A 22,904-nucleotide genomic window follows, 5' to 3' on the forward strand; every position below is an offset into this window, starting at 1 on the left:
AACATCTCTCTGAGCATGCTCCCCTCTATATAGTAGTTGAGGGTGTTTTAAACTTTTTTTGCTTTTGAGTCAGTAAGAATTTACTAAGACAAATATAAAAAGAACAAAATAAAAAGCCACAAAAAAAAATCAAGAAAAATTTTTACACTGCTTTGTTTTTCTCTTTTTCGTCGATATCCGTAATAACGGTTCTCAATATTTTCAAAAAACTGTCGAATTCTGTCAACTTGTCGAAATTGTAATTTATGCCAAGATCAAAAAATCTTTTCCTCAGTATCGGAATATCGTACGACGTCAGAAGAATAATAACGGCGTCTTTATTTTTCGAGCGCGTAAGCTCTATGACTTTTTTCAACTCGCCTTCGGTGCTGTCGCCGTCTATTATAACAATATCAAAAGAACTTTTCGATAATTCTTTAACCGTTCCGTAAAGATTTCTGATTAAAATAACATCCGCGCCTGAATTAATCAACTCAATTTGTTTGGAAATGATTTTTCTTACGTCGTTAGAATATTCGAAAACAAGCAATCTCATAAATCAACATTAATTTTAAGAGCAACTTAAAGAACAAATACAAACTGTCAAATAGTAAAAAAGTTATTTTTGCGTCGTAAATCAACCGGAAACTAAGTAGTAAAATTACTACCCGGACGTTCCGTTGCCGCCCAACTTTTTCAGCGTCGATATCAGTTTATCGATTTCTGTTGACTTATCGAAAAAATATTCTGCTTCTTTGGCGGCTTTCCTGAAAATAGGATCGGTATAGTTAGTAAACATTATGACTATCGGTTTGGAATTTAACCGGTTCTTGATTTTGTACAAAATATCAATGCCGCTTTTTTCGCCGAGATTGATGTCGAGTATAAGGATGTCGGGCGTTTCGTTTACAATTTTATCGATGGCAGATTGATAATCTTCGGCTTCGTCGTAGAGTTCGATTCCTTCGATCGAGTCGATAATCTTTTTAAGATTGTGCCTTACAATGTAAGAATCGTCCACTATCAGGACTTTTTTCATTATCGATTCTGCCGTTTGTGATAAATAAATTAAGTCGTAAATAAATATAAAACTCAAGTCCTAAGAAAAAAGTAGCAAAATCAATTAAAGTGGTGTAGTAAAATTACGACGCGGTCTATTCGTTTATGTTATGCTGAATTGCAAACCGGATAAGATCCGCGGTCGATTTGAGATCGAGTTTTTCGAGAATACGGCTTCGATACGTATTGACTGTCGAAACGCTCAGATTCAGATCGCGGGCAATGTCGGTTTGCGATTTCCCTGCGGAAATTAATTTCAAAATTTGCATTTCCCTGTCGGATAAAAGTTCCAAGGGCTCTTTGTCGGCTTTATCTTCTTCGAGGTCTTCGGCAAGTTTTTCTGCAAGGCTCTGCGAAATATATTTTCTGCCGGACGAAATTTTGCGTATAGCGTTGATTATTTCGTCGACGGCGGAATCCTTCGTAATATATCCCGATGCGCCTGCTTTTAAAGTTCTTTTGGCGAATTGGTCTTCGGGCATCATTGTCATTACAAGAACTTTTGATTCGGGCAGGAGCGTTTTAATATCCTTCAACACGTCGAGTCCGCTTCTGCCGGGCATCGACAGATCGAGTATTATCAGGTCGGGTTTTAATTTTATAACGTCGTCTATAATATCGAGAGGGTTTCCGGTTTCTCCGATCACCTTCATGTCGGATTCGTGTTTGATTAAATTCTTAATGCCCTCTCTTATCAAAGAGTGATCGTCGGCTATATATATAGTTAACATAACTAACCTTAATTATGGTTATAATCTAAGGTTATTTTATGTAAAAAATAAAAAAATATGTGATATCCGTCATAATTTTAATTTAATGACGGTTCCCTTCCCTTTTTTGCTTTCGATATTGAACGATGCGCCTATCGAAGAGGCGCGCTCCTGCATTCCCATTAATCCGAATGTCTTTTTGTCTTCCAGCGCTTTATTATCGAAACCTATACCGTTGTCTTTAATAGTTAAACTTACAGAGTTTCCTTCTTTTATTAATGAGACGTTTACTTTCGTGGCTTTTGAATGCCTGCCTATGTTCGTCAACGCTTCCTGAATGATTCTGAAAATAACCAGTTCTTTATCGGAGTCGAGATGTATCGATTCGTGAGAGTATTTATAAGCGCAGTCTATTTTAGAGGTCTTCTTGAAATTTTCCACAAGCCATTCAATTGCGGGAACCAATCCGAGTTTATCGAGAACTTCGGGTCTCAATTCCGTAATCATTTTACGAACTCCTTTAACCGCGCGGTCGATAAGCCCCGACATCGAATCCAGCTCGCCGACGATTGCATTCAAATCTTTAATCTGGTTTTCGTTTATATCCTTTTTAATTATCGAAAGATTCATTTTCAAAGAAGTCAGTAATTGCCCCAATTCGTCGTGCATTTCGCGGGCTATGGCGGCGCGCTCTGATTCCCTCAAAGTCTGCATATGCAATACCAGCTGTCTGTAGCGTTCTCTCGATTCGTTCAGGCTTTCTTCCGCCTTCTTCATCTCGGTAATGTCAAACGCAGTTCCGATGACTGCCGGTTTGTTTTTGAATGTAATAGTTCCGGCGGAAAAGTCGATCCATCGTTCTTTGCCGTCTTTGGTAATTATTTTGAACGAATATCTGCTCGGTACGGATTTTCCTTCCAGCCGCGCTATTCCCATTTTCATAACTTCTTCCCGAAAATCGGGATGTATAATATCCCAGATTTCCATTCCCATCAATTCTTCTTTCGAATAGCCGGACATAATTTCGGTATATGGATTGAGATAAACGAATTTATTATCCTGATAAATAAAGATGGCGCTCGACGTCGTCTCGGTTAAAATGCGAAATTTTTCTTCGTTTTCCTGAAGCGCTTTTTCAGCCAGGAACTGGTCGGTTATGTCGATTGCCATTACGAGCCGGTAATTTCCACCGAGCGTATAGGGGAGAGCGTGCGAACTGATTTCGACATATATGATTGTGCCGTCTTTCTTGCGATGACGCCATCCGCGATGTCTCTGAGTGGGTTCGGTATCTTCGCGCACGCTTTTTACCAGATAGGGAATGTCTTCTTCCGGTCTGATATCCGCAAGAGTCATATTGAGAAATTCTTCTTTTGTGTAGCCGTAGTGAAAAACTGCGGAGTCGTTCACTTCGATAAATTTCATAGTATCGACGTCGTAAATCCACATCGGGTGGGGATGGTCCATAAATAAAATTCTGAATTTTTTTTCGCTCTCTTTAAGCGCGTTTTCAATTTTATAGCGTTCCGTAATGTCTTCAATAGTACAAACGACTCCTTCGAATTTATTGTCCGGATTTTTTAACGGCGTTGAATTTACCGACAATATTTTAAATCCTTCGGAGCTTTTGTAACCGTAAAGACTATTTCTTATTAAGTCGCCCTTGGTCTTTACTATATAAAACGGCAATTCGGACTCGGACAGCTTTTCTCCTTCAACGGTATAGAAAACAAGTTCGTCCGAATGGCAGTTTTTATTTGCCAAATTATCTTTCTTAACCGAAAGGATGCTCTGGGCGGCTTTGTTTGCAAAGGTAATAATGCCGTTTTGATCGACGGATATTATACCGACGGGACTTGTTTCAAGTATTTGGTTCAGCAATTCCCTGCTGCGCGCTATCTCTTCCTCTTTTCTTTTTATATCCGTTACATCTACTACCATCGACATCAGTCCGTCGTATTCTCCGTTTGAATCGTAAAGCGCCGTGTCGTGCCATTCGCAGAGAATTATCTTTCCGTCTTTGGTTATATTCTGTTCGATCGATTTATGGGTTTCCTTGTGCCTGATCAATTCCCGTATTTGTTTGGCGACCGCCGAACGTTCTTCCGGAAGCGTTATCAAATCATGGATTTTCTTATTTACTACTTCTTCTTTTTTATAACCGAAGATTTTTTCGGCTGCGGGATTCCAGTCTTTTACCGTGAAGTCGGGATTGAGGAGTATCATGCCGATCGGCATTCTTTCGAATTCCAGCTGAAGCTGATTGAGCAGGTACTCTTTTTCCTCTTTCAGTTTTTTTAATTCCGTAATATCGGTATGAGTGCCGATCATACGGAGCGGTTTGCCGTCTTTATCCCGCTCGAATATTTTACCGCGGTCCAATATCCATTTGTAAGAACCGTATTTTGTTCTAAGCCTGCTTTCCACGGAATATACATCCGACCTGCCTTCCAGGTAGTCGTTCAGTTTTTTCAGAACAATTTCTTTATCTTCGGGGTGAAGACGTCTTTCCCATTCTAAATAATCATGCTCGATTTCATCCTCGTTGTAACCGAGCATCGTTTTCCAGTTTTTTGAAAAAAAGACTTCGTTTGTTTTAATGTTCCAATCCCACACGCCGTCGCCAGCTCCTTCGAATGCATAATTCCATCTCTTTTCCTTCTCAATCAGTTCGTCGTTTTGCTGGAGTATTTGCTTCGTGTCGTACTGGAGCAAATAATAAAGAATCAGCGCGGTAAGAAGTATATACGCGACGGCTTGTGTAATTGCGGCGGCTTTTAATGTTTCCGGATCCGTCTCTATATTGAAGGTGAGCAATATTGAAATGACCGTGAAAGCTGAACTTGCAATAAAATAAACCAAAGCGATTTTCAGCGGTCTTTTCTTCAAAAAATTTGTAAATTTATTAGGACTGTTGTTATCCATTTAGCCACCAAGGGCAAATTAGGGTTATTTTTTTGTTTAATATAAATAAAAATTTGTTTTATTTTTCAGTAGCGACGCTCTCAAAATGAATTATTATTATCCCAATTTATTTATGGAGAACCAATGAAAAAACATGTCTTTATTCTATTCCTTTTTCTTATATCCGGTTTGATGACGGCTCAAACCAAGAAAATCGAGTTTGTCCATTATAAACTCGATAACGGTTTGAATGTCATTTTACACCAGGATAACTCGACTCCGATCGTTGCAGTTACCGTGCTGTATCACGTCGGAAGTAAAAACGAAGACCCGGAACGTACGGGCTTTGCGCATTTTTTCGAACACCTGATGTTCGAGGGCTCGCCCAATATCGGCAGGGGAGAATATTTTAAAATTGTGGAATCTGCGGGAGGGCAGTTGAACGCCAACACGTCGTTCGACAGAACTTTTTATTACGAAATACTCCCGTCGAACCAGCTTGAACTGGGGCTCTATCTTGAATCCGAAAGAATGCTTCATCTTAAAATCGACAGCATCGGCGTGGAAACCCAGAGAAAAGTGGTTAAAGAAGAAAGAAAACAGAGCTACGAAAATCGTCCTTACGGTTCGCTGCTCGAAAAAATATTCAGTAACGCATATAAAGTGCATCCGTACAGATGGATTCCGATCGGAAGCGCCCAATATATCGACCAGGCAAAACTCGAAGAATTCATCGAATTCTATAAAACATTTTATGTGCCTGAAAATGCAACGCTTTCGATAGCGGGCGATATCGATATCGAAGAGACAAAAAAACTTGTCGAAAAATACTTCGGCGAAATTCCGAGAGGAAATAAACCGATTCCGAGACCCGACGTTGTCGAACCGCCTCAGCAAAAAGAAATCAGGGAAACAGTCTACGACAACGTTCAACTTCCGATGGTGGTGTTTGCCTATCATATACCCGAACAGGGAACGCCCGATTATTACGCACTGCGTTTGCTGACAACGTTGTTGTCGGGAGGAGAAAGCGCTCGTCTTCAAAAAGAAATAAAGGATAAAAAGCAGATGGCTCTGGCTGTCGGGTCAATTCCTCTGTCTCTCGAAGACCCCGGTCTTTTTATCGTCTACGGACTTACGAATGTAGGAGTAAAAGCGGAAGATCTGGAGAAAGCGATCGAATCTGAAATCGATAATGTAAAAAAAGAATTGATTAGCGAATACGAATTTCAAAAAGTGCGAAATCAAATTGAATCGGATTTTGTCAATCAAAATTCGAGAGTCGCAGGCATTGCGGAAAATCTTGCCGATTACCTGGTTTATTTCGGCGATCCGAATTTGATTAACACGGAAATCGAACGATACATGAAAGTTACCCGCGAAGATATTAAACGCGTAGCCAATAAATATTTCACGAAAGAAAACAGAGTCGTTCTTTATTATTTGCCAAAATCAATGGAAAAGAAATAAAAATTTAACGGAGCATAGAAATGTTTAAAAAAATAATTTCACTTTTATTAATTGCGGGTTTGATTCCCGCACTGGCTCAGGTAGACCGGAGCCGGCTGCCCGAACCGGGACCCGCGCCCGAAATTAAGCTCGGTGAGTACGAATCGTTCGAACTGCCGAACGGTCTCAAAGTTTTCGTGGTGGAAAATCACAAACTGCCGAAAGTTACTTTCTATCTGCAAGTCGACTCCGATCCGGTTCTTCAGAAAGAGCAGACCGGATATGTGGAAGCCGTTGGCGAACTGCTGCGTACAGGCACAAAGAAAAGAACCAAAGACAAACTCGACGAAGAAATCGATTTTCTGGGCGCTTCGTTTTCAACATCGGCCGACAATATAACGGCGTCGGCTCTCTCGAAATATAAAGACAAGATATTCGAGATTATGGCTGACGTTATTATGAATTCGGAGTTCAAACAGGAAGAGCTCGACAAGGTCAAAAAACAAATGATTTCCTCTCTTGCGGCATCGAAAGACGAGCCGAACGCAATCGCAAGACGAGTTCGTTCGGTGTTGATGTTCGGTAAAGATCATCCGTACGGAGAACTCGAAACGGAAGAAACAGTGAATGCGATCAGTCTGGATGCATGTAAAAATTACTATCAAACATATTTCAAACCCAACATTTCTTATCTGGCAATTGTCGGGGATATTACGCTTGAAGAAGCAAAACAACTTGTGGAAAAATATCTCGGCGGCTGGCAAAAGGGAAACGTTCCGGAACATAAGTATAACACGCCCAAGCCTCCTCTTATTACGAAAGTTGCAATGGTGGACAGGGCAAATTCCGTCCAATCCGTTATATCGGTTTGTTATCCGGTAGAATTGCCCGTAGGATCGGAAGACGCTATCAAAGCTTCCGTCGCCAATCTTATATTGGGAGGAAGCGCAACGGGAAGATTGTTTATGAATCTCCGCGAAGATAAGGCTTATACCTATGGCGCTTATTCCGTGCTGCGACCGGATCCGATAGTTGGAACTTATTTTGCTTTTGCGCAGGTGCGCAATAGCGTTACGGACAGCGCCGTAACAGAAATTTTGAAAGAGATGAAAAGAATACGCAGCGAAAAAGTATCGGAAGAAGAATTGGCAAAAGCCAAAAATTATTTGACGGGCAATTTCATTCGCGACCTCGAAAATCCCGCTACCATTGCCCGTTTTGCAGTGAACACTGCCCGTTACAATCTTCCCAAAGATTATTACAAAAATTACCTGAAAAATCTCGCGGCTGTAACTGCAGACGACGTGTTTAATACGGCGAAAAAATATATCAAGCCGAACAATTCATATATTCTTGTAGTCGGAAGCGCCGATGAAGTAGCCGGCAAACTGACGAAATTTACCGTTACTAATAAAATCGAATATTACGACGTCAACGGCAATCCGTACGACCCGTCAATGAAGAAAATACCCGAAGGCATGACCGCAGAGCAGGTGATCAAGAATTATATCGAAGCAATCGGAGGGGCAGAAAAGCTTGCAGCCGTTAAAGACAGAACCGTTAAAATGAACGGTTCGATGCAGGGTATGAATGTAAACGTTACGCTTTATCAAAAGTACCCCAACAAGTTGTACCAGGAAGTCGACGCCGGAGTCTTCAAACAAAAGACCGTCTTCGACGGCGAGAAAGGATATGTGGAAGCTATGGGTCAGAAGCAGGAGCTTCAGGGCGATCAACTCGAGTCGCTTAAAAACGAAGCGCTCGACGCCATGCTCGACTATTCGAAATACGGAATAACGCCGGAATTGACTGGCATGGAAAATATCAACGGGAAAGACGCCTACCGGATTGTATTGACATCCGCCGGAGGAAAGAAAACCACTCAGTACTACGACCCCGACACATGGCTTTTGATAAGGAGCGTATCGTCGATTTCGACTCCTCAGGGCAGTTTTACTCAAACGATGGATATGAGCGATTATAAGGAAGTTAACGGCGTTAAATATCCGTTCAAATATGTTCAAAGCTTCGGACCGCAGTCGATTGAATTAAACGTAAGCGCTATTGAAATTAATACGGGTTTGCCGGATTCGTTGTTTGAGGTTAAATAGAGAGGAAATAAAAAAGCCCCCGTTGAAACGGGGGCTTTCGGTTTATTTGCTTATTGAATTACTTTCACTTCGGATGCTTGAAGACCTTTCGGACCCTGAGTAACGCTGAATTCAACTTTGTCGTTTTCATTCAGCGTCTTGTAGCCTTCGCCTACAATCGACTGATAATGAACAAAAACGTCTTCGCCGTTTTCTTGTGAAATAAATCCGTAACCTTTTGAACTGTTAAACCATTTAACAGATCCTGTTTTGCGCTCTGCCATAACAGATGCTCCTTAAAATAAATTTGTAAATACGTTTATTTTTCGACAGAGGTTAAGAACTACTGAGGGTTCGAGCGGGATGCTTCTACTACTTCGTATACTTCTAAAACAACTGTCTTACGCATGCTAACATAAGGAATTATTCTTTTACTTCCAAATGAATTAATAAAATACGGAAACAGCGGTTTGTGTGCAGCTGATTTTTGGGGGTAGATTAATAAAAAAAGCCCCGTCGGACGGGGCTTTTGTGTAGTTTTTTATATCACTTTCACTTCGGAAGCCTGAAGACCTTTCGGGCCCTGAGTTACGCTGTACTCGACTCTGTCGTTTTCGTCAAGCGTTTTGAATCCCTGGCTTACGATTGCCTGGTAATGAACAAAAACGTCTTCGCCGTTTTCCTGTGAAATGAATCCGTAACCTTTTGAGCTGTTAAACCATTTAACAGTTCCTGTTTTGCGCTCTGCCATAAGTGCGCTCCTTTTTTAATAAGTTGTTAATGTTATTTATGACAGGTGCTATGGAACTACTACTGAGGGTTTAAGCGGTATGCTATTACTTCTTTAGTAAACTTCTATATCAACTGTCTTTCAAAACAAACATACGGAAATAATAATTAAGTTCCTAATGGAAAATTAAAATAAATTCAGAACGGCTAAAAGCCTCAGCTTTCTGATATTTTACCGGCCGAAACAGAATGTTTGCCGAATTGCCGTTTTAGAAGACCCGATAATATTTCAATTTTATTATCCCTATTTTAAAAATATTCTTGACAGAACAAAAAAGAGGTTATATATTTAAGGAAACGATTTATACAAATTTCGTTTACATAGAATAGGATTAGAGGTGTTATTTTGAATGAAAATTTAGAATTACGGGATCGTATTTTAGCCTTGGCTGAAGAGAAATTCCAAAAATACGGCTTCGGCAAAGTTACGATGGAAGAAATTGCCGCCGACCTTGGCATCAGCAAAAAAACTCTCTACAAACATTTTTCGAACAAAGAGCATATTCTCCGCGAGGTTATTAGGAAAATTAAAGTCGATTTCGAAACATTTTTTGACGAGCTCTTTAATAACGAAAGCCTCGACTTTTTCGAAAAGCTGAAACAGTTGACGGATTACTTTACCAAAAATTCCGCCCGTTTTGAAGGCAATATGATCAAAGACCTTGCGCACAATCATCCGGCTCTCTGGGCGGAGCTGAAAGAATATCGAAAAGAACAAGCGCGAAGCCGCATTGCCAGGATACTCGACGAAGGAACCAAAAGCGGCTTTTTCAGAAACGATATTCTGAGCGAACTGGTCGCCGTGATGATTTCTTCGGTTCACAATATTATTACTCCCGAAGTTATCAAAGAACTTCCGATTACCGAAAAGAATGCCCACATCTGTTTCTCGCGCATAATATTCGAAGGCATTCTTACCGAAGAAGGAAGGAAAAAATTAAAAGAGCTGGATTTGCCGAATAAATAAGTTTAATAAACAAAAGCGAGGATAAAAGTGAAAAAAATCTGGATGTTAATCGTAGTATCGGCGGGACTTGTTTTCGGTCAAACAAACGAAAGACTCGTCCTCGATATCGATACGGCTATTAAATTAGCCCTCGAGAACAATCCGAATGTTAAAATTGCGCGCATGGAAGTTAACAAGTCGGAGGAAAAATTCCGGGAAACCGTCAGCGGTTACTACCCGAAAATCGACGCAAGCGCGCAGTATCAAAGATATATCAATAAACCGGTTATTTTTCTGCCTCCCGGTTCGCCTTTCGGAACCACGCTCGAAATAGGATCGGACAATTCATACAATGCGGCTGTAAGTTTGAGCCTTCCGATTTTTTCACTATCGCTGATTGAAGGCACAAAAACGGCGTCCCTCGGCGTCGATATGGCAAAAGTCAATTTACGCAACACCGAAATCAAAACCGTAACTAACGTAAAAAAATCGTTTTTAGGCGTTCTGCTGGCGCGCGAATATAAAACAGTTATGCAGCAAAGCTTGAAAAACGCGCAGGACAATCTTGAAAACATTAAGAAATTAAATGCTCAGGGATTAATGTCGGATTACGACCTGCTGCGCGCCGAGGTTCAGGTGGAAAATTTAAAACCTGCGGTTTTGCAAGCCGAGAACAACTATAAACTGACTCTCGACGGCTTAAAAGTTACAATCGGGCTCGACGCTTCGAAGAATATCGACGTCAAGGGCGAACTTAAGTACGACGAGAATTTTGTTGTTCCTGAATATGATGAAACGCTCTCGGAAGTTTTGAAAAACAATCCCCAGATCGAATTGCTCGACAAACAGGTTGAAATAAGCCAAAAAAGCGTGTCGCTTCAGAAAGCGGCATATTATCCGTCGCTTGCGGCGTTCAGCAATTACCAGTATCAGACCCAATCGAATGACTTCAAATTTCAGGATTATAAATGGGTAAAAACTTTTCTTGTGGGCGTTCAGGTACAACTTCCGATATTCAACGGTTTTAAAACAAACGCTCTGGTTGAGCAAGCGGAAATTTCGCTCAATCAGGCAGTCGAACAAAAGGAAGGATTCTTAAAGGCTGTTAAAACCCAGATTAGCAGCGTTATTTATAATATATCTCAGGCGGTAAAAAGAATAGAAGCTCAGTCGAAAACCGTTGAACAGGCGCAAAAGGGATACGAAATAGCCAAAACGCGACTCGAAAACGGATTGAGCACTCAGCTCGAAGTTAACGACGCCGAGCTTGCGCTTCGACAGGCTAAACTGAATCGTCTGCAGGCTGTTTACGATTTCCATTCGGCGCTTGCCGACCTTCACGAATTAACGGGCAAAAGTTTTAATTATGAAATCAAGGAGAACTAAAAATGAAATCGAATAGAATTTTTGCGGCTCTATTGCTTCTCTTGTTTGTCGGCTTTGCCGGTTGTTCTTCCAAAAAAGAAGAAGTTAAAGAGAATAAGCCGATTCCGGTTGAAGTAACCAGAGTTGAAACGACCAGCATTGAAAGGGAAATTGAACTCGTCGGCACTTTGCAGCCCTGGAAAGAAGCCAATCTGGGCGCGCAGACAACCGGAAGAGTCGAAAAGATTTTCGTCGAAGAAGGAACTTACGTTAAAGAAGGCGATCTTCTTTTCCAGATGGACGACACTCAATTGATTCAGGCTAAACTTCAATATCAATTGGCAAAAGACAATTACGAAAGAATGAAACCGCTTTACGAAAGCGGATCGATTTCACAGTCTCAGTTCGATCAGGTGAAAGCTAACTACGAATCCGCAGAGAAATCGTATAATCTTTTGCTTACAAACACTCAATTCAGAGCTCCGTTTTCCGGAGTTGTAACGGCAAAAAAATTAAACGAAGGTGAAATCTTTTTGCTTGCGCCCACAGGAGGCGCGCCTTCAATTATAACCATAATGCAATTAAATCCTCTTAAACTGACGCTCGGCATTAGCGAGTCCGATTTTAATTCCGTGAAAACAGGACAAACTGTTGTCGTTAAGTCCGATATTTATCCCGACCGGGAATTCAAGGGAGTGATTAACAGAATAAATCCCGCAATCAATCCGGCAACCCGAACATTCCAGGCTGAGGTTAAAGTGCCGAATGACAATAATCTTTTGCGACCGGGAATGTTCGTAAGAGCTTCCGTAAAAATCGGAAGCAAGGAAGGTATTATTGTAAACCGCTCGGCTGCATTAAAACAGCTCGGTTCCGACGCTTACTACGGGTTCATCGTAAAAAACAATACGGCAAAACGCGTGGAGTTAAAATTGGGCAAGGAATTTAATTCTGTTGTGGAAATAGTAAGCGGATTGTCGGAAGGAGATTACCTCGTGACCAAAGGTCAGGGACTTTTGAAAGACGGTTCCGCCGTTGAAATCAAAGCTAAAGCAGAGTAAAAGGAGAGGGAAATGAATCTACCAGAAATTTCAGTCAGAAGGCCGATAACAACTATAATGCTGTTTATAGCGATAGTTATAATCGGATTGGTTTCCTTTCAGAGACTGCCTATCGATCTGTTCCCGGAAATCGATCCGCCATACATTAGCGTTTTGACTCAATATCCGGGAGCAAGCGCTCAGGACGTTGAAATAAACGTAAGCAAGAAAATAGAAAGCGGTTTGAGCTCCGTTACGAACCTAAAAAAGATTTCATCGGTGTCAATCGATAATATTTCGGTTGTTCAGCTTGAATTCGAATACGGCACAAATCTCGACGAAGCTTCGAACGACATCCGTTCGGCTCTCGAATTTGCAAAACGAAATCTTCCGGACGACGCCGAAGACCCGATTATCTTTAAATTCAGCACGAATATTTTTCCGATTCTCTATATTGCGGTTCAGGCTGATGAAAGTTATATCGGACTCAATAAACTGGTCGAAAAAGAAATTATCGACCCTCTAAAACGCGTTAACGGAGTGGGTACGGTACAGGCTTTCGGCGGTCCGGTAAGACAAATTTTAATTAACGTTGACGCAAAGAAACTCGAAGCTTACAATATTTCGCCGGCTCAGATATCCCAGATTTTACAGGCGGAAAACGTCAACCTTCCTTCCGGATCAATCAAAGTCGGGGATATGGAATACAATCTCAGAGTGCCCGGCGAATTTACCGATGTCAACGAAATAAAAAATATTGTAGTATCCCAATCGGCGGGCAAATTGGTCTATCTCAAAGACGTTGCCGCAGTAAAAGACAGTTTGAAGGACAGAACAATAGACGTTCGCCTTAACGGAGGCAGAGGTCTGTTCATTATAGTTCAAAAACAGTCGGGCGCCAATACGGTGCAGGTAGCCGAAGATGTAAAAGCTAAAATCGAAGAACTCAAAAAGAATTTGCCTTCGGACGTTAAAATCGATATTACTCAGGATTCATCCGAATTTATTATCCAATCGGTGAATAACCTTGCAGAAGCGGTGCTGCTTGGCGGCGTATTCGTAACAATTGTAGTTCTTCTGTTCCTAAGAAAATGGAGAGCCACGTTTATTATCGCATTGACGTTGCCCGTCTCGTTAATCGGAGCGTTTATTTATCTCTATTTTTCGGGCAATACGATAAATATCATTTCGCTTTCGTCGCTGTCGATTGCCGTTGGATTGGTAGTGGACGACGCGATAGTTATACTGGAAAACATAACGCGACACGTAGAACGGGGAGCGCGACCGCGAGAAGCGGCGGTTTTCGGATCATCCGAAGTAGGACTTGCAGTTGCCGCCGCCACATTTACGATTGTCGCGGTATTTTTCCCGTTGGTATTTATTTCTGGAATTGCCGGCATCCTTTTTAATCAGCTCGGATTTCTTGTTACTGTAATGATTCTGGTTTCGCTGCTGGCTGCATTAACTCTCATTCCGATGCTTTCTTCTAAACTGCTGAAATCGCGCAAGGAAGAAAAACCGATTAAGAATCCGTTTCTTAAGAAGATTGACGGCGGTTTATCGTCCGCTCTCGACAGCGTCGATAACTTTTACACAAGAGTTCTCAACTGGGCTTTGGATCATCGCAAAACGGTAGTGTTGACAGCGTTGCTGATATTTGCCCCATCCATTATGTTGTTGGGAACATTGGGAACCGAATTTATACCGAAGTCGGATTCTTCGCAATTCCAGCTCACTTTGGAAATTGAACCCGGAAAAAAACTCGAAGAAACAGTCGAATACGTCAAAGAAATAGAGCGTATTGTAAAAGAAGATTTTCCGGAAGTCACGTATATGACAGCCCGCTCGGGCGTTAACGACCAGGGCTTTTCTTCGGTGCTTTTCGGTCAGAGCGAAGGCACGAACATAGCCACATTCCAATTCAAAACAACAAAAATAAACGAGAGAAACCGTTCCGTATTTGAAATGGCTGACGCGCTTAGGGAACGTCTCAATTCTTTTGTGGGGATTAAAAGCATAAGCGTAAATACTGCGGGAGCCGGCGCGTTTTTAACCGGCGCCACCGGCGCTCCCGTTGAAGTCGATATTATCGGTCCTGACCTCGATGAATCGTATAAAATTGCCAACAGCATTAAAGAATATATGAATTCAATCGAAGGCACGAGAGACGTTCGTATCGACATAGGCGACCCGCGTCCCGAACTGCAGGTAGTATTGCAACGCGACAAAATGGCGACGAGCGGATTAAACACCGCCATGGTAGGCAACGCTCTGAGAAGTCATTATTACGGAATTACTTCGACTACGTACAGAGAATTGGGAGACGAGTACGATATCTTTATCAGTCTTCCGCCCGAAAAGAAAACCAGCATTGACGACATCGAAAATCTGCCTGTTAAAACCCTGCTAGGGACGACTGTAAGATTGAAAGACGTCGGCAAGGTAGTTCAGGCGTATTCGCCTCCTACAATTAAAAGAAGAGAACAGGAGCGGGTTATTGCCGTGCTCTCCGACGTCGAAGGCAGATCCCTCGGCGAGGTTACTTCGGATATTCAAAACTTTGTAGCCGGCATCGAATTGCCTCCGAATACAACTATCGAATACGGCGGACAAATCGAACAGCAGAGCGATACTTTCAAAGATCTGCTTTTGCTCCTGGCATTGAGCGTCATACTGGTTTATATGGTTATGGCGGCTCAGTTCGAATCGCTTCTCGATCCGTTCATAATAATGTTCTCGGTGCCGTTTGCTTTTACGGGCGTTTTCATCGCTCTCTTTATTACGGGAATTCCTTTCAGCGTAATAGCATTCCTCGGCAGCATTATGCTCGTCGGTATTGTAGTTAAGAACGCAATTGTGCTTGTCGACTTTACGAATATTACCCGAGCCCGCGGTTATGAATTACGCGAAGCGATTATTTATTCGGGCAGAAACAGGCTGCGTCCCGTTTTGATGACTACGTTTACAACTTTGCTCGGTCTGCTGCCGCTGGCAATCAGCACGGGCGAGGGTTCGGAAATATGGCAGCCGCTCGGCATTTCGACTATCGGCGGTCTCTTTTTCTCGACCTTGATTACGCTGATTCTCGTGCCCGTTCTCTATTCGTATTTCGAAACAAAAGTTAAACAGAAAAAAACTGTAGACTGAGAGGTGATAAATGAAAGCTGTAATGATTGTATATAATCACGGTATAACAGAGGAAGTGGACGAAGCTCTCGAAAAACTATCGATTCGAGGTTTTACGAGGTTTATTAATGTGCACGGTCAGGGCTCGGATAAAGGCGAGCCCCACCTCGGCACGCACATCTGGCCAAGCCAAAATGCCGTTGTGCTTACGGTTATCGACGACGATAAGGTAGAGCCTTTATTAGAAGAAGTGCGCAAAATTAATAAAGAAGCCGAAGAACAGGGTATCCACGCCTTTGTGTGGAATATCGAAAAGACGGTGTAGGAGCGGTTAATAATGAATTTCGGTATAATAGCGGCTGGAACGGGAGAACGATTAAAGGAAGAAGGCATAACCGCGCCCAAGCCGATGGTAGAGATAGCCGGGAAACCGCTGATTAGAATAATAATAGACGAAGCCCTCCGTAACGGCGCTTCGTCTATTTCAATTATTATTAATGAAGAGTCGAAAGAAGTTGAAAAGTATCTGAATAATTTGAAACTGAATATACCGTTAAATATAGTCGTAAAATCAACGCCTAGCTCGATGCATAGTTTGTTCGCATTAAAAAAATTTCTGGCAGACGAATCTTTTATACTCGCTACTACAGACTCCGTCTTCTTGCCGGATGAATTCCGAAGGTTTATAAAGTTTGTTAAGATCAATAAGGCTTACGATGGAATTTTATCGGTGACCGATTACGTGGAGGATGAAATGCCTCTCAGTGTTTCAGTGGATCGTAACATGATTATTCGTTCTTTTGACGATGGAATTAATAATAACAAGTACGTTACCGGAGGTCTCTATTATTTTTCGCCGGATATTTTCAAAGAGATGGATTTAGCCCTGGATTCAGGTATTAACCGACTTAGAAATTTTCTAAGGTTGCTTCTTTTCAGGGGATATCTTTTCAGGGCGTATCCATTTTCAATTATTATAGATGTGGACCATAAAGCTGATATTCAAAAAGCCAACCGTCTGTTGACCGAAGCAAAATTAAATTTATGAGTTATTAATGACGCGTTTTAAAAATATGATCGCCGGATTACAGGAATATTCTCTTTTAGTGAGAGATATTATCATCGGGTTCTCCAAAATAAAAGAAAACTGGGAAGAAACAATCCAGGAAATGTATTTGATCGGCACAAAATCATTTTATCTGATTTTCTTAGGAGGCTTATTTACAGGCGTTATACTTGCAATAGAAACGGGTCATCAACTTGAAACCTTTGGGGCTACGAGCTGGATTGCAAAGACCGTTTCCCTGGGAATGGTAAGGGAACTCGGCCCTGTAATTACCGGATTGCTTCTTGCCGCCAGAACTGGCGCTAAGAATACTTCCGAGTTGGGAGCCATGCAATTAAGCGAACAAATAGACGCATTGCGCGCTTTCGGCGTGAGTCCTGTTGAAAAACTTGTAATTCCCAGAACTGCCGCCGCGCTTGCTATGTTTTTGCCTCTTACGCTGATTGCAGATCTCGTCGGTATTGTCGGAGGAATGCTCGTCTCCAATCAGACGTTTAACAGCGACCTAAATACTTTCTGGCATACTGCGGTTATTTCTCTTAAAATGAAAGATTTATTTGTGGGTTTCTTAAAACCGTTCTTTTTTGGGTTCTTTATTGCTACCATAAGCAGTTATTACGGACTAACTACAAAAGGCGGCACTACGGGTCTTGGAAAAAATACAATCAATGCGGTCGTCTATTCCTCGGCTATTATTCTGGTCCTAGACTTTGTTTTTACAAAAGTGGTTTGGGAGCTATTGTAATTATGATCGAATTAAAGAATGTTACGATTGAAAAAAACGACAAAACAATTCTGAATAACGTTTCGTTGGAAATTGAAAAAGGCAAAAATACGATTATTATGGGACCCAGCGGCGCAGGTAAAAGCTCCATACTGAAAGTCATTCTTGGATTATGGATGCCCGACGAAGGAAACGTTCTGTTTGAAGGCAGGGATATCTGCAAAATGAATGATAATGAATTGCTGGAGTTAAGAAAAAATATCGGAATGGTATTCCAGGGAAATGCGCTTTTTGATTCTCTTACTGTAGCCGAGAACATACTTTATTTTCTGCCCGATAAAAGAAAATACTCGGAAGCAGAATTAAAAAAGAAGATTGACGAGTTGCTATCTTTTGTTAATCTCTCGGGCGCCGAAAATTTATATCCTGAAGAGTTAAGCGGCGGAATGAAAAAAAGAGTCGCTATTGCTCGCGCTCTTGCTTTTAATCCGAAAGTTATACTCTTCGATGAGCCGACTACCGGTCTCGATCCGATTAATACGGCTTCCGTCCTTGAATTAATAGATAAATTGAAAGTCAAAGGCTCCACATCTGTAATAGTTACGCATATTATTGACGATGCAATTGAAATAGGAGATAAGTTTATTGTTATTAATCAGGGCGAAGTGGCGGATTCGGGGAATCTGCAAAAAATATTGAATTCGAGTAATTCTTTTGTAAATCAATTCTTTTTGAAAAGAAAACAATTGTTATCCGAAAGATTATCATTTGGAGTTTGAAAAATGATTAGAAATGACAAGAAAAATTATAGCTTAAAAGTTGGATACACTGTCTTTACGGGACTCGTAATCTTTTTTCTGTTTATAATCCTTGTCGGGACGGAAGGTTATTATTTCTCGAAAACATATAACCTGAACATGTATGTTAAAAACACAAACGGACTGATAGAAGGCAGCAAGGTATACCTGGGCGGATTGAAAGTGGGCGCCATCGATAAAATAGAATTTACAACGGTGGGAGAGAACAACCTTGTGTTGCTACGCCTCGAAATCCTAGAAAAATATAAATCGCGTATAACGGTCAATTCTTACGCTAAAATAGAAACAAGCGGTTTATTGGGAGATAAACTAATTAATATCTCTCTCGGCGACCCTTCCGAAAAACCTCTAAATGAAAACGAATTTATTCCGGTTAAAGAGTCATTATCGTTCGATAATCTAACCGATAAAATTGATCCTATTGTTTATAGCATTGATAAAATAGCAAACAATATAGCCGCGATTACCGATTCCTTGAATGGCAAAAGTAAGCTTTCGGATATATTACTGGGCATGGAAACGTCGAACGACCTGAAGTCCACTATTAAACAACTGAATTCCCTTGCGTCGAAACTAAATAACGGCAACAATACATTTAGCCGCCTGATAAACGAAGACAGTTTGTATACTGGTGTGAAAACGCTCGTTGATAATCTGCAAAATATATCCGACACGTTGAAATCGGGTAAAGGCACAATCGGTAAATTAATCGGAAACGATTCGTTATATAATAATATAAACGAGATTACAAGGAATCTTGAAAAAGTTGCTTCGTCGTTAAATAACAATTCGACTTTAGCGGGTGGAATTCTGAATAATCCCGACGGTTATGAAAAGTTAGAGATTTTACTTGATCAACTTGCTAAGCTTATAGAAGATATTAAAACAAATCCGGAAAAATACTTTCATATATCGGTTTTTTAATAAAAAGGAAACACGCTATGAAAACAATAGCCGGAGTTAAAAGAAACAGGGATTACTCTCCCAACCATATAGAAAACGACTCCCTCATCTTTATGAAAACTGTTGAGGAAATCAAACAGCTGGGATTAGAAGTGAATGTATATGACGAAGAAGAATTGGAAAAGGAGATGAAAATCAAAGAAGATTTAATATTCTCAATGGCAAGGGGCGCATTAGCTTTAAGAAAGCTTTTGAAAGCGGAGTTGGAAGGTAAAATGGTAATCAATTCTCCGTTAACGGTACTCAAATGTCACAGAATCAATATGTCTAAATTGCTTAAAGAGGCCGGTGTGCCGTTCCCGTTTACTGTGTCCGGCACGCTAGATGTACTAACTGACTATAAGTTCGATAACTTTAACTCGACAATTGTTTGGGTTAAAAGAGGCGATATACACGCCATTCACAGAGAAGATGTGACGTTAGTATTCAGCGAAGAGGAGAAAAGAAATATCCTGAAAGAATTTGGCCATCGGGGAATTGCTTCGGCAGTATTACAAAAACATATTGAGGGAGAAGTGGTAAAATTTTATGCAATTAAAGACACCGGTTTTTTTGACTACTTTTTCTATAACAGGGATAAATCAATTCGTTTTGATGAAAACAAATTGAAACTTTATACGTCGAAAGCCGCCGAAGTATTAGGACTGGAAATTTACGGCGGCGACGCTATTATTTCCGAAAGCGGGGAAATAACGATAATCGATATGAACGATTGGCCGAGCTTTGCTCCTGTAAGGGATAAAGCGTCTAAATATATCGCGAAATATATTTATCGGAAACTTTTCGGCGCAGAAGAAAGGACTTTGATATGATTACTTTGGCCGGTATTAGAAGACAAACGACTTACTCGCCTAATCACGTTAGCAACGACGCAAAAATATTTTTAAGAACGGTAGAGCGTCTCAATAAAAAAGGCTTTCGAGTTAATATATACGACGAACACGATCTTGGTCTGGTGGATATTAAAGAGCGGTTAATCTTCTCTATGGCTCAAGGAATCGAAAGCACGATGTTTCTTAAAGAGCTCGAAAAAGAAGGCAAAGTAATTATAAATTCGCCGAAGGGCTCTATTAATAGCTATAGAATAAATATGGTTAAAATATTGCCTGAAAAGGGGCTCCCCTTCCCAAAAAGTATTGTGATAAATGTGGAAGAAAAAAACAAAATCAAGTTCGAGGATTTCAACGCCAGAAAAATCTGGATAAAAAGAGGCGACGTACACGCCGTACATCGCGAGGATGTGACCGTCGTATATTCGGAAGAAGAAAAGAATAACATTATTACGGAATTTGCCAGGCGCGGCATTCGGGATGTTGTTCTTCAGGAACATCTCGACGGCGACGTAATTAAATTTTATTCAGTCAGGAATACAAGTCTGTTCCACTGGTTTTATCTCAATGGAATTAATCACACTCCATTTGAAATCAAACTTCTCAAAGATTTAGGAAATAAAGCTGCAGACGCGCTCGGGCTGGAAGTATACGGCGGAGATGCAATAGTATCCGGCGACGGTAAGATATCGATTATCGACATTAATGATTGGCCGAGCTTTGCCCCCGTCAGAGAAGAAGCCAGCAAGGCAATTGCGGAATTAATTGCAAATAAGATAAACAATTTTGTATCGGGAGAAGAATATGAAAGTTATTAAGAAAAACAAACATACTCAAATAATAACGGAAATTCCGGGTCCGAAATCATTAAAACTGTTTGAAGAAGAACAATTTTATATAGCGCCCGGAATACAAACTATTGCGACGCGCTCAAAAATTGCTATCGACAGGGGAGAAGGTTGTTTTGTCTATGATGCGGACGGAAATCGCTACATCGATTTCTTTGTAGGAGTCGGCGTGGCAAGTCTTGGATATAATCATCCCGTTTATACGGAACTAATGAAAGAACAGCTAGAGAAAATTCATGTCGGCAGCTTTACTTCCGAAAACCGGGTCAGGTTGACTAAGTTATTATCCGAAATAGCAATCGGCGATTTAAAGCGAAGCCAGTTCTATAGCGGAGGGGCGGAAGCAGTAGAGGCGGCGCTCCGAATGGCTAAATCATATACAAAGAAAACGGAATTTATCGGCTTCTGGAACGGATTTCACGGTAAGACGGCAGGCGTTCTGGGACTATTGGGCGACAGTTTTAAGTTCGATTTGGGACCGCTGCCGGCAGGAATTTATACGAGTCCTTATGCCGACTGTCGTCACTGCGAATTCAACAGAAGTTTTCCCGGGTGTAATTGGGAATGCGTAGACCACATAAGAAAAAAAATACGATATGAAACCACGAATAATATCGCCGCAATTATTGTGGAACCGATTCAAGGAACGGCGGGGAATGTTGTGCCTGCTCCCGGCTTTTTGAAACAATTAAGAATTCTTGCCGACGAGATCGGAGCGTTGTTAATATGCGACGAAATGATTACGGGATTCGGTAGAACCGGTAAAATGTTCGGCTCGCAACACGAAGAAATTGTTCCCGACATTATTACTATAGGTAAAGGCTTTGGCGGCGGATTCCCCGTAACCGGCGTAATGTCGCGCGACGAAATTATTTTTGCAAAACCGTTTGGAAATCCGAGCGGCAGCTCCTCCAGTTACGGCGGTAATCCTATGGCGTCTACAGCGGCTTATGCCACTTTAAAAACTATTATCGAAGAAGGTCTGGTTGAAAACTCCGCAAATGTAGGCGCGTTTATGATAAACAAATTAAATGAATTAAAAAATCGAATCCCGATTATCGGAGATGTGCGAGGCAAGGGATTAATGATAGGCATTGAATTGGTTAAAGGGAAAAATTCAAAAGATAAGCTGGATAAAGTATACACGGAAATGTTTTTCAATGAATGTCTGAAACGAGGTCTGATAGTAATGGGATACAATGCGGATATTAGGGTTTATCCGCCGTTGATTATTAACAAAGAAATTGCCGAAGAAGGCATCTCTATTATGGAGGAGGCTTTTACATATGTCGCAGAAAAAATTAAATATTGAGTCTACCTATAAATCAAAAGATACGGAGGAATTTCTCGATAGGATTTTTTACCGTAGAGTCGGGTATGCAATGGCTCTGGCTGCCAGGTCGTTGGGTTTGACTCCAAACGCCGTAACGCTTATCAGCGTAATATTCGGCGTGGCGGCGGGACACTTGTTCTTTTATCAGAATACGACTGTCAATTGGATCGGAGTCTTGTTTCTGGTAATTGCGGAAGCCCTGGACGGCGCCGACGGTCAACTAGCGCGCATGACAAATACGCATTCACGATATGGCAGAATATTCGACGGTGTCGCCGGAAATCTTTGGTTTATTAGTATCTATTTACATATGTCTGCCCGCTTTGTTGCCGAAGGCGGTTCGCCGTATATATTTTTAATAGCGGTGCTTGCCGGGTTAAGCCATTCCTTCCAAAGCGCTATGGCTGACTTCTATAGGGTTTTTTATCTCTACTTTGTCCAGGGAAAAGATAAGGATATCGACGATATAAGCGAGGTTAAAAACACCTATTCCGGACTTTCGTGGTCGAAGTCTCCTTTTAAAAAATTTCTGTTGAGAGTTTATATTAACTATATACGCGAACAATACTTGCTTGCCAAAAAAGTAAGAGAGTTGTTTAGCTACGTTAAGGACAATTTGAGCGGCAGAGTGCCTGAATGGTTTCGTTCCGAGTACAGAAAGCTGAATAAACCAATGATTAAATATCAGAATATTTTAACCACTAACACGCGTATGATCGTCCTCTTTATTACCGTATTCCTCGGCAATATACTTCATTATTTCCTTTTTGAACTTATAATTCTTAATGCCGTGCTGGTCTATTTTGTAATTAAAGAAGAAGCGATTCATAATTATTTACTCGACGTTATTAAAAGGGGAAAATAA

General features: G+C 41.2%; 21 protein-coding genes. 15 read left to right on the forward strand and 6 right to left on the reverse strand.

The features are described 5' to 3' along the window. Positions 1 to 142: 142 nt before the first annotated feature. The 4 genes from ACSSWA_RS10710 to ACSSWA_RS10725 form a co-directional block, all read right to left on the reverse strand. Positions 143 to 535, reverse strand: coding sequence for a hypothetical protein (locus ACSSWA_RS10710; RefSeq protein ID WP_437356575.1), 393 nt, complete (start codon positions 533 to 535; stop codon positions 143 to 145). A gap of 108 nt (positions 536 to 643) precedes the next feature. Further along, a complete protein-coding gene (locus ACSSWA_RS10715; protein ID WP_437356576.1) occupies positions 644 to 1,018 on the reverse strand; it encodes a response regulator transcription factor in 375 nt (124 codons plus the stop codon). A 115-nt stretch (positions 1,019 to 1,133) separates the two neighbouring features. After that, positions 1,134 to 1,769 (reverse strand): response regulator, encoded by a 636-nt coding sequence (locus ACSSWA_RS10720; RefSeq protein ID WP_437356577.1) that lies wholly within the window; start codon positions 1,767 to 1,769, stop codon positions 1,134 to 1,136. Positions 1,770 to 1,838: 69 nt separating this feature from the next. Beyond that, on the reverse strand, positions 1,839 to 4,673 hold the full coding sequence (locus ACSSWA_RS10725; RefSeq protein WP_437356578.1) for a PAS domain-containing sensor histidine kinase: 2,835 nt from the start codon (positions 4,671 to 4,673) through the stop codon (positions 1,839 to 1,841). Between the two features lie 123 nt (positions 4,674 to 4,796). Between ACSSWA_RS10725 and ACSSWA_RS10730 the strand changes: the two genes are divergently transcribed. Together ACSSWA_RS10730 and ACSSWA_RS10735 are read left to right on the forward strand one after the other, a co-directional pair. Continuing rightward, positions 4,797 to 6,122: a M16 family metallopeptidase gene (locus ACSSWA_RS10730; protein WP_437356579.1), complete on the forward strand. Its 1,326-nt coding sequence runs from the start codon at positions 4,797 to 4,799 to the stop codon at positions 6,120 to 6,122. A 20-nt stretch (positions 6,123 to 6,142) separates the two neighbouring features. Further along, positions 6,143 to 8,212: an insulinase family protein gene (locus ACSSWA_RS10735; RefSeq protein WP_437356580.1), complete on the forward strand. Its 2,070-nt coding sequence runs from the start codon at positions 6,143 to 6,145 to the stop codon at positions 8,210 to 8,212. Positions 8,213 to 8,262: 50 nt separating this feature from the next. On the opposite strand, the gene ACSSWA_RS10740 is transcribed toward ACSSWA_RS10735, so the two are convergent. Both ACSSWA_RS10740 and ACSSWA_RS10745 read right to left on the reverse strand, forming a co-directional pair. Then, entirely contained in the window at positions 8,263 to 8,475 is a 213-nt protein-coding gene (locus ACSSWA_RS10740; RefSeq protein ID WP_014855920.1) for a cold-shock protein, read from the reverse strand. Between the two features lie 257 nt (positions 8,476 to 8,732). After that, complete coding sequence (locus tag ACSSWA_RS10745) at positions 8,733 to 8,942, reverse strand: cold-shock protein (protein WP_437356581.1); 210 nt, start codon at positions 8,940 to 8,942, stop codon at positions 8,733 to 8,735. A gap of 384 nt (positions 8,943 to 9,326) precedes the next feature. On the opposite strand from ACSSWA_RS10745, the gene ACSSWA_RS10750 reads away from it, so the two are divergent. The 13 genes from ACSSWA_RS10750 to ACSSWA_RS10810 are packed head-to-tail and all read left to right on the forward strand — an operon-like array spanning position 9,327 to position 22,904. Further along, positions 9,327 to 9,947 (forward strand): TetR/AcrR family transcriptional regulator, encoded by a 621-nt coding sequence (locus ACSSWA_RS10750; RefSeq protein WP_437356582.1) that lies wholly within the window; start codon positions 9,327 to 9,329, stop codon positions 9,945 to 9,947. A 27-nt stretch (positions 9,948 to 9,974) separates the two neighbouring features. Continuing rightward, positions 9,975 to 11,312: a TolC family protein gene (locus ACSSWA_RS10755; protein WP_437356583.1), complete on the forward strand. Its 1,338-nt coding sequence runs from the start codon at positions 9,975 to 9,977 to the stop codon at positions 11,310 to 11,312. A 2-nt stretch (positions 11,313 to 11,314) separates the two neighbouring features. Further along, a complete protein-coding gene (locus ACSSWA_RS10760) occupies positions 11,315 to 12,352 on the forward strand; it encodes an efflux RND transporter periplasmic adaptor subunit (protein WP_437356584.1) in 1,038 nt (345 codons plus the stop codon). 12 nt (positions 12,353 to 12,364) lie between these two features. Next, entirely contained in the window at positions 12,365 to 15,478 is a 3,114-nt protein-coding gene (locus tag ACSSWA_RS10765) for an efflux RND transporter permease subunit (protein WP_437356585.1), read from the forward strand. A gap of 10 nt (positions 15,479 to 15,488) precedes the next feature. Next, entirely contained in the window at positions 15,489 to 15,782 is a 294-nt protein-coding gene (locus tag ACSSWA_RS10770) for a PG0541 family transporter-associated protein (protein ID WP_437356586.1), read from the forward strand. A gap of 12 nt (positions 15,783 to 15,794) precedes the next feature. Further along, positions 15,795 to 16,505, forward strand: a complete 711-nt coding sequence (locus tag ACSSWA_RS10775) for a sugar phosphate nucleotidyltransferase (RefSeq protein ID WP_437356587.1) — start codon at positions 15,795 to 15,797, stop codon at positions 16,503 to 16,505. A 7-nt stretch (positions 16,506 to 16,512) separates the two neighbouring features. Then, positions 16,513 to 17,268, forward strand: coding sequence for an MlaE family ABC transporter permease (locus ACSSWA_RS10780; RefSeq protein WP_437356588.1), 756 nt, complete (start codon positions 16,513 to 16,515; stop codon positions 17,266 to 17,268). 2 nt (positions 17,269 to 17,270) lie between these two features. Beyond that, the gene (locus ACSSWA_RS10785) at positions 17,271 to 18,026 is read left to right on the forward strand and encodes an ABC transporter ATP-binding protein (RefSeq protein WP_437356589.1); all 756 of its coding nucleotides are present in this window, start codon (positions 17,271 to 17,273) and stop codon (positions 18,024 to 18,026) included. A 3-nt stretch (positions 18,027 to 18,029) separates the two neighbouring features. Further along, positions 18,030 to 18,989 (forward strand): MlaD family protein, encoded by a 960-nt coding sequence (locus ACSSWA_RS10790; RefSeq protein WP_437356590.1) that lies wholly within the window; start codon positions 18,030 to 18,032, stop codon positions 18,987 to 18,989. Positions 18,990 to 19,006: 17 nt separating this feature from the next. Further along, a complete protein-coding gene (locus ACSSWA_RS10795; protein ID WP_437356591.1) occupies positions 19,007 to 19,840 on the forward strand; it encodes a hypothetical protein in 834 nt (277 codons plus the stop codon). Next, complete coding sequence (locus ACSSWA_RS10800; protein ID WP_437356592.1) at positions 19,837 to 20,676, forward strand: hypothetical protein; 840 nt, start codon at positions 19,837 to 19,839, stop codon at positions 20,674 to 20,676. Before ACSSWA_RS10795 ends, ACSSWA_RS10800 begins: the two co-directional genes overlap by 4 nt. Continuing rightward, positions 20,663 to 22,018, forward strand: coding sequence for an aspartate aminotransferase family protein (locus ACSSWA_RS10805; RefSeq protein ID WP_437356593.1), 1,356 nt, complete (start codon positions 20,663 to 20,665; stop codon positions 22,016 to 22,018). Before ACSSWA_RS10800 ends, ACSSWA_RS10805 begins: the two co-directional genes overlap by 14 nt. Beyond that, positions 21,993 to 22,904: a CDP-alcohol phosphatidyltransferase family protein gene (locus ACSSWA_RS10810; RefSeq protein ID WP_041355947.1), complete on the forward strand. Its 912-nt coding sequence runs from the start codon at positions 21,993 to 21,995 to the stop codon at positions 22,902 to 22,904. Before ACSSWA_RS10805 ends, ACSSWA_RS10810 begins: the two co-directional genes overlap by 26 nt.

The sequence above is a fragment of the Melioribacter sp. Ez-97 genome (assembly GCF_051488665.1).
GTDB lineage: Bacteria > Bacteroidota > Ignavibacteria > Ignavibacteriales > Melioribacteraceae > Melioribacter.

What these genes read in the sequence shown, in the direction of transcription:
- ACSSWA_RS10805 (WP_437356593.1), top strand. Translation starts at nt 20,663, where the DNA reads ATGAAAGTTATTAAGAAAAACAAACATACTCAAATAATAACGGAAATT.
- ACSSWA_RS10715 (WP_437356576.1), bottom strand. Translation starts at nt 1,018, where the DNA reads ATGAAAAAAGTCCTGATAGTGGACGATTCTTACATTGTAAGGCACAAT.
- ACSSWA_RS10760 (WP_437356584.1), top strand. Translation starts at nt 11,315, where the DNA reads ATGAAATCGAATAGAATTTTTGCGGCTCTATTGCTTCTCTTGTTTGTC.
- ACSSWA_RS10800 (WP_437356592.1), top strand. Translation starts at nt 19,837, where the DNA reads ATGATTACTTTGGCCGGTATTAGAAGACAAACGACTTACTCGCCTAAT.
- ACSSWA_RS10775 (WP_437356587.1), top strand. Translation starts at nt 15,795, where the DNA reads ATGAATTTCGGTATAATAGCGGCTGGAACGGGAGAACGATTAAAGGAA.
- ACSSWA_RS10735 (WP_437356580.1), top strand. Translation starts at nt 6,143, where the DNA reads ATGTTTAAAAAAATAATTTCACTTTTATTAATTGCGGGTTTGATTCCC.
- ACSSWA_RS10765 (WP_437356585.1), top strand. Translation starts at nt 12,365, where the DNA reads ATGAATCTACCAGAAATTTCAGTCAGAAGGCCGATAACAACTATAATG.
- ACSSWA_RS10745 (WP_437356581.1), bottom strand. Translation starts at nt 8,942, where the DNA reads ATGGCAGAGCGCAAAACAGGAACTGTTAAATGGTTTAACAGCTCAAAA.
- ACSSWA_RS10785 (WP_437356589.1), top strand. Translation starts at nt 17,271, where the DNA reads ATGATCGAATTAAAGAATGTTACGATTGAAAAAAACGACAAAACAATT.
- ACSSWA_RS10770 (WP_437356586.1), top strand. Translation starts at nt 15,489, where the DNA reads ATGAAAGCTGTAATGATTGTATATAATCACGGTATAACAGAGGAAGTG.
- ACSSWA_RS10790 (WP_437356590.1), top strand. Translation starts at nt 18,030, where the DNA reads ATGATTAGAAATGACAAGAAAAATTATAGCTTAAAAGTTGGATACACT.
- ACSSWA_RS10810 (WP_041355947.1), top strand. Translation starts at nt 21,993, where the DNA reads ATGTCGCAGAAAAAATTAAATATTGAGTCTACCTATAAATCAAAAGAT.
- ACSSWA_RS10730 (WP_437356579.1), top strand. Translation starts at nt 4,797, where the DNA reads ATGAAAAAACATGTCTTTATTCTATTCCTTTTTCTTATATCCGGTTTG.
- ACSSWA_RS10780 (WP_437356588.1), top strand. Translation starts at nt 16,513, where the DNA reads ATGACGCGTTTTAAAAATATGATCGCCGGATTACAGGAATATTCTCTT.
- ACSSWA_RS10720 (WP_437356577.1), bottom strand. Translation starts at nt 1,769, where the DNA reads ATGTTAACTATATATATAGCCGACGATCACTCTTTGATAAGAGAGGGC.
- ACSSWA_RS10795 (WP_437356591.1), top strand. Translation starts at nt 19,007, where the DNA reads ATGAAAACAATAGCCGGAGTTAAAAGAAACAGGGATTACTCTCCCAAC.
- ACSSWA_RS10740 (WP_014855920.1), bottom strand. Translation starts at nt 8,475, where the DNA reads ATGGCAGAGCGCAAAACAGGATCTGTTAAATGGTTTAACAGTTCAAAA.
- ACSSWA_RS10725 (WP_437356578.1), bottom strand. Translation starts at nt 4,673, where the DNA reads ATGGATAACAACAGTCCTAATAAATTTACAAATTTTTTGAAGAAAAGA.
- ACSSWA_RS10710 (WP_437356575.1), bottom strand. Translation starts at nt 535, where the DNA reads ATGAGATTGCTTGTTTTCGAATATTCTAACGACGTAAGAAAAATCATT.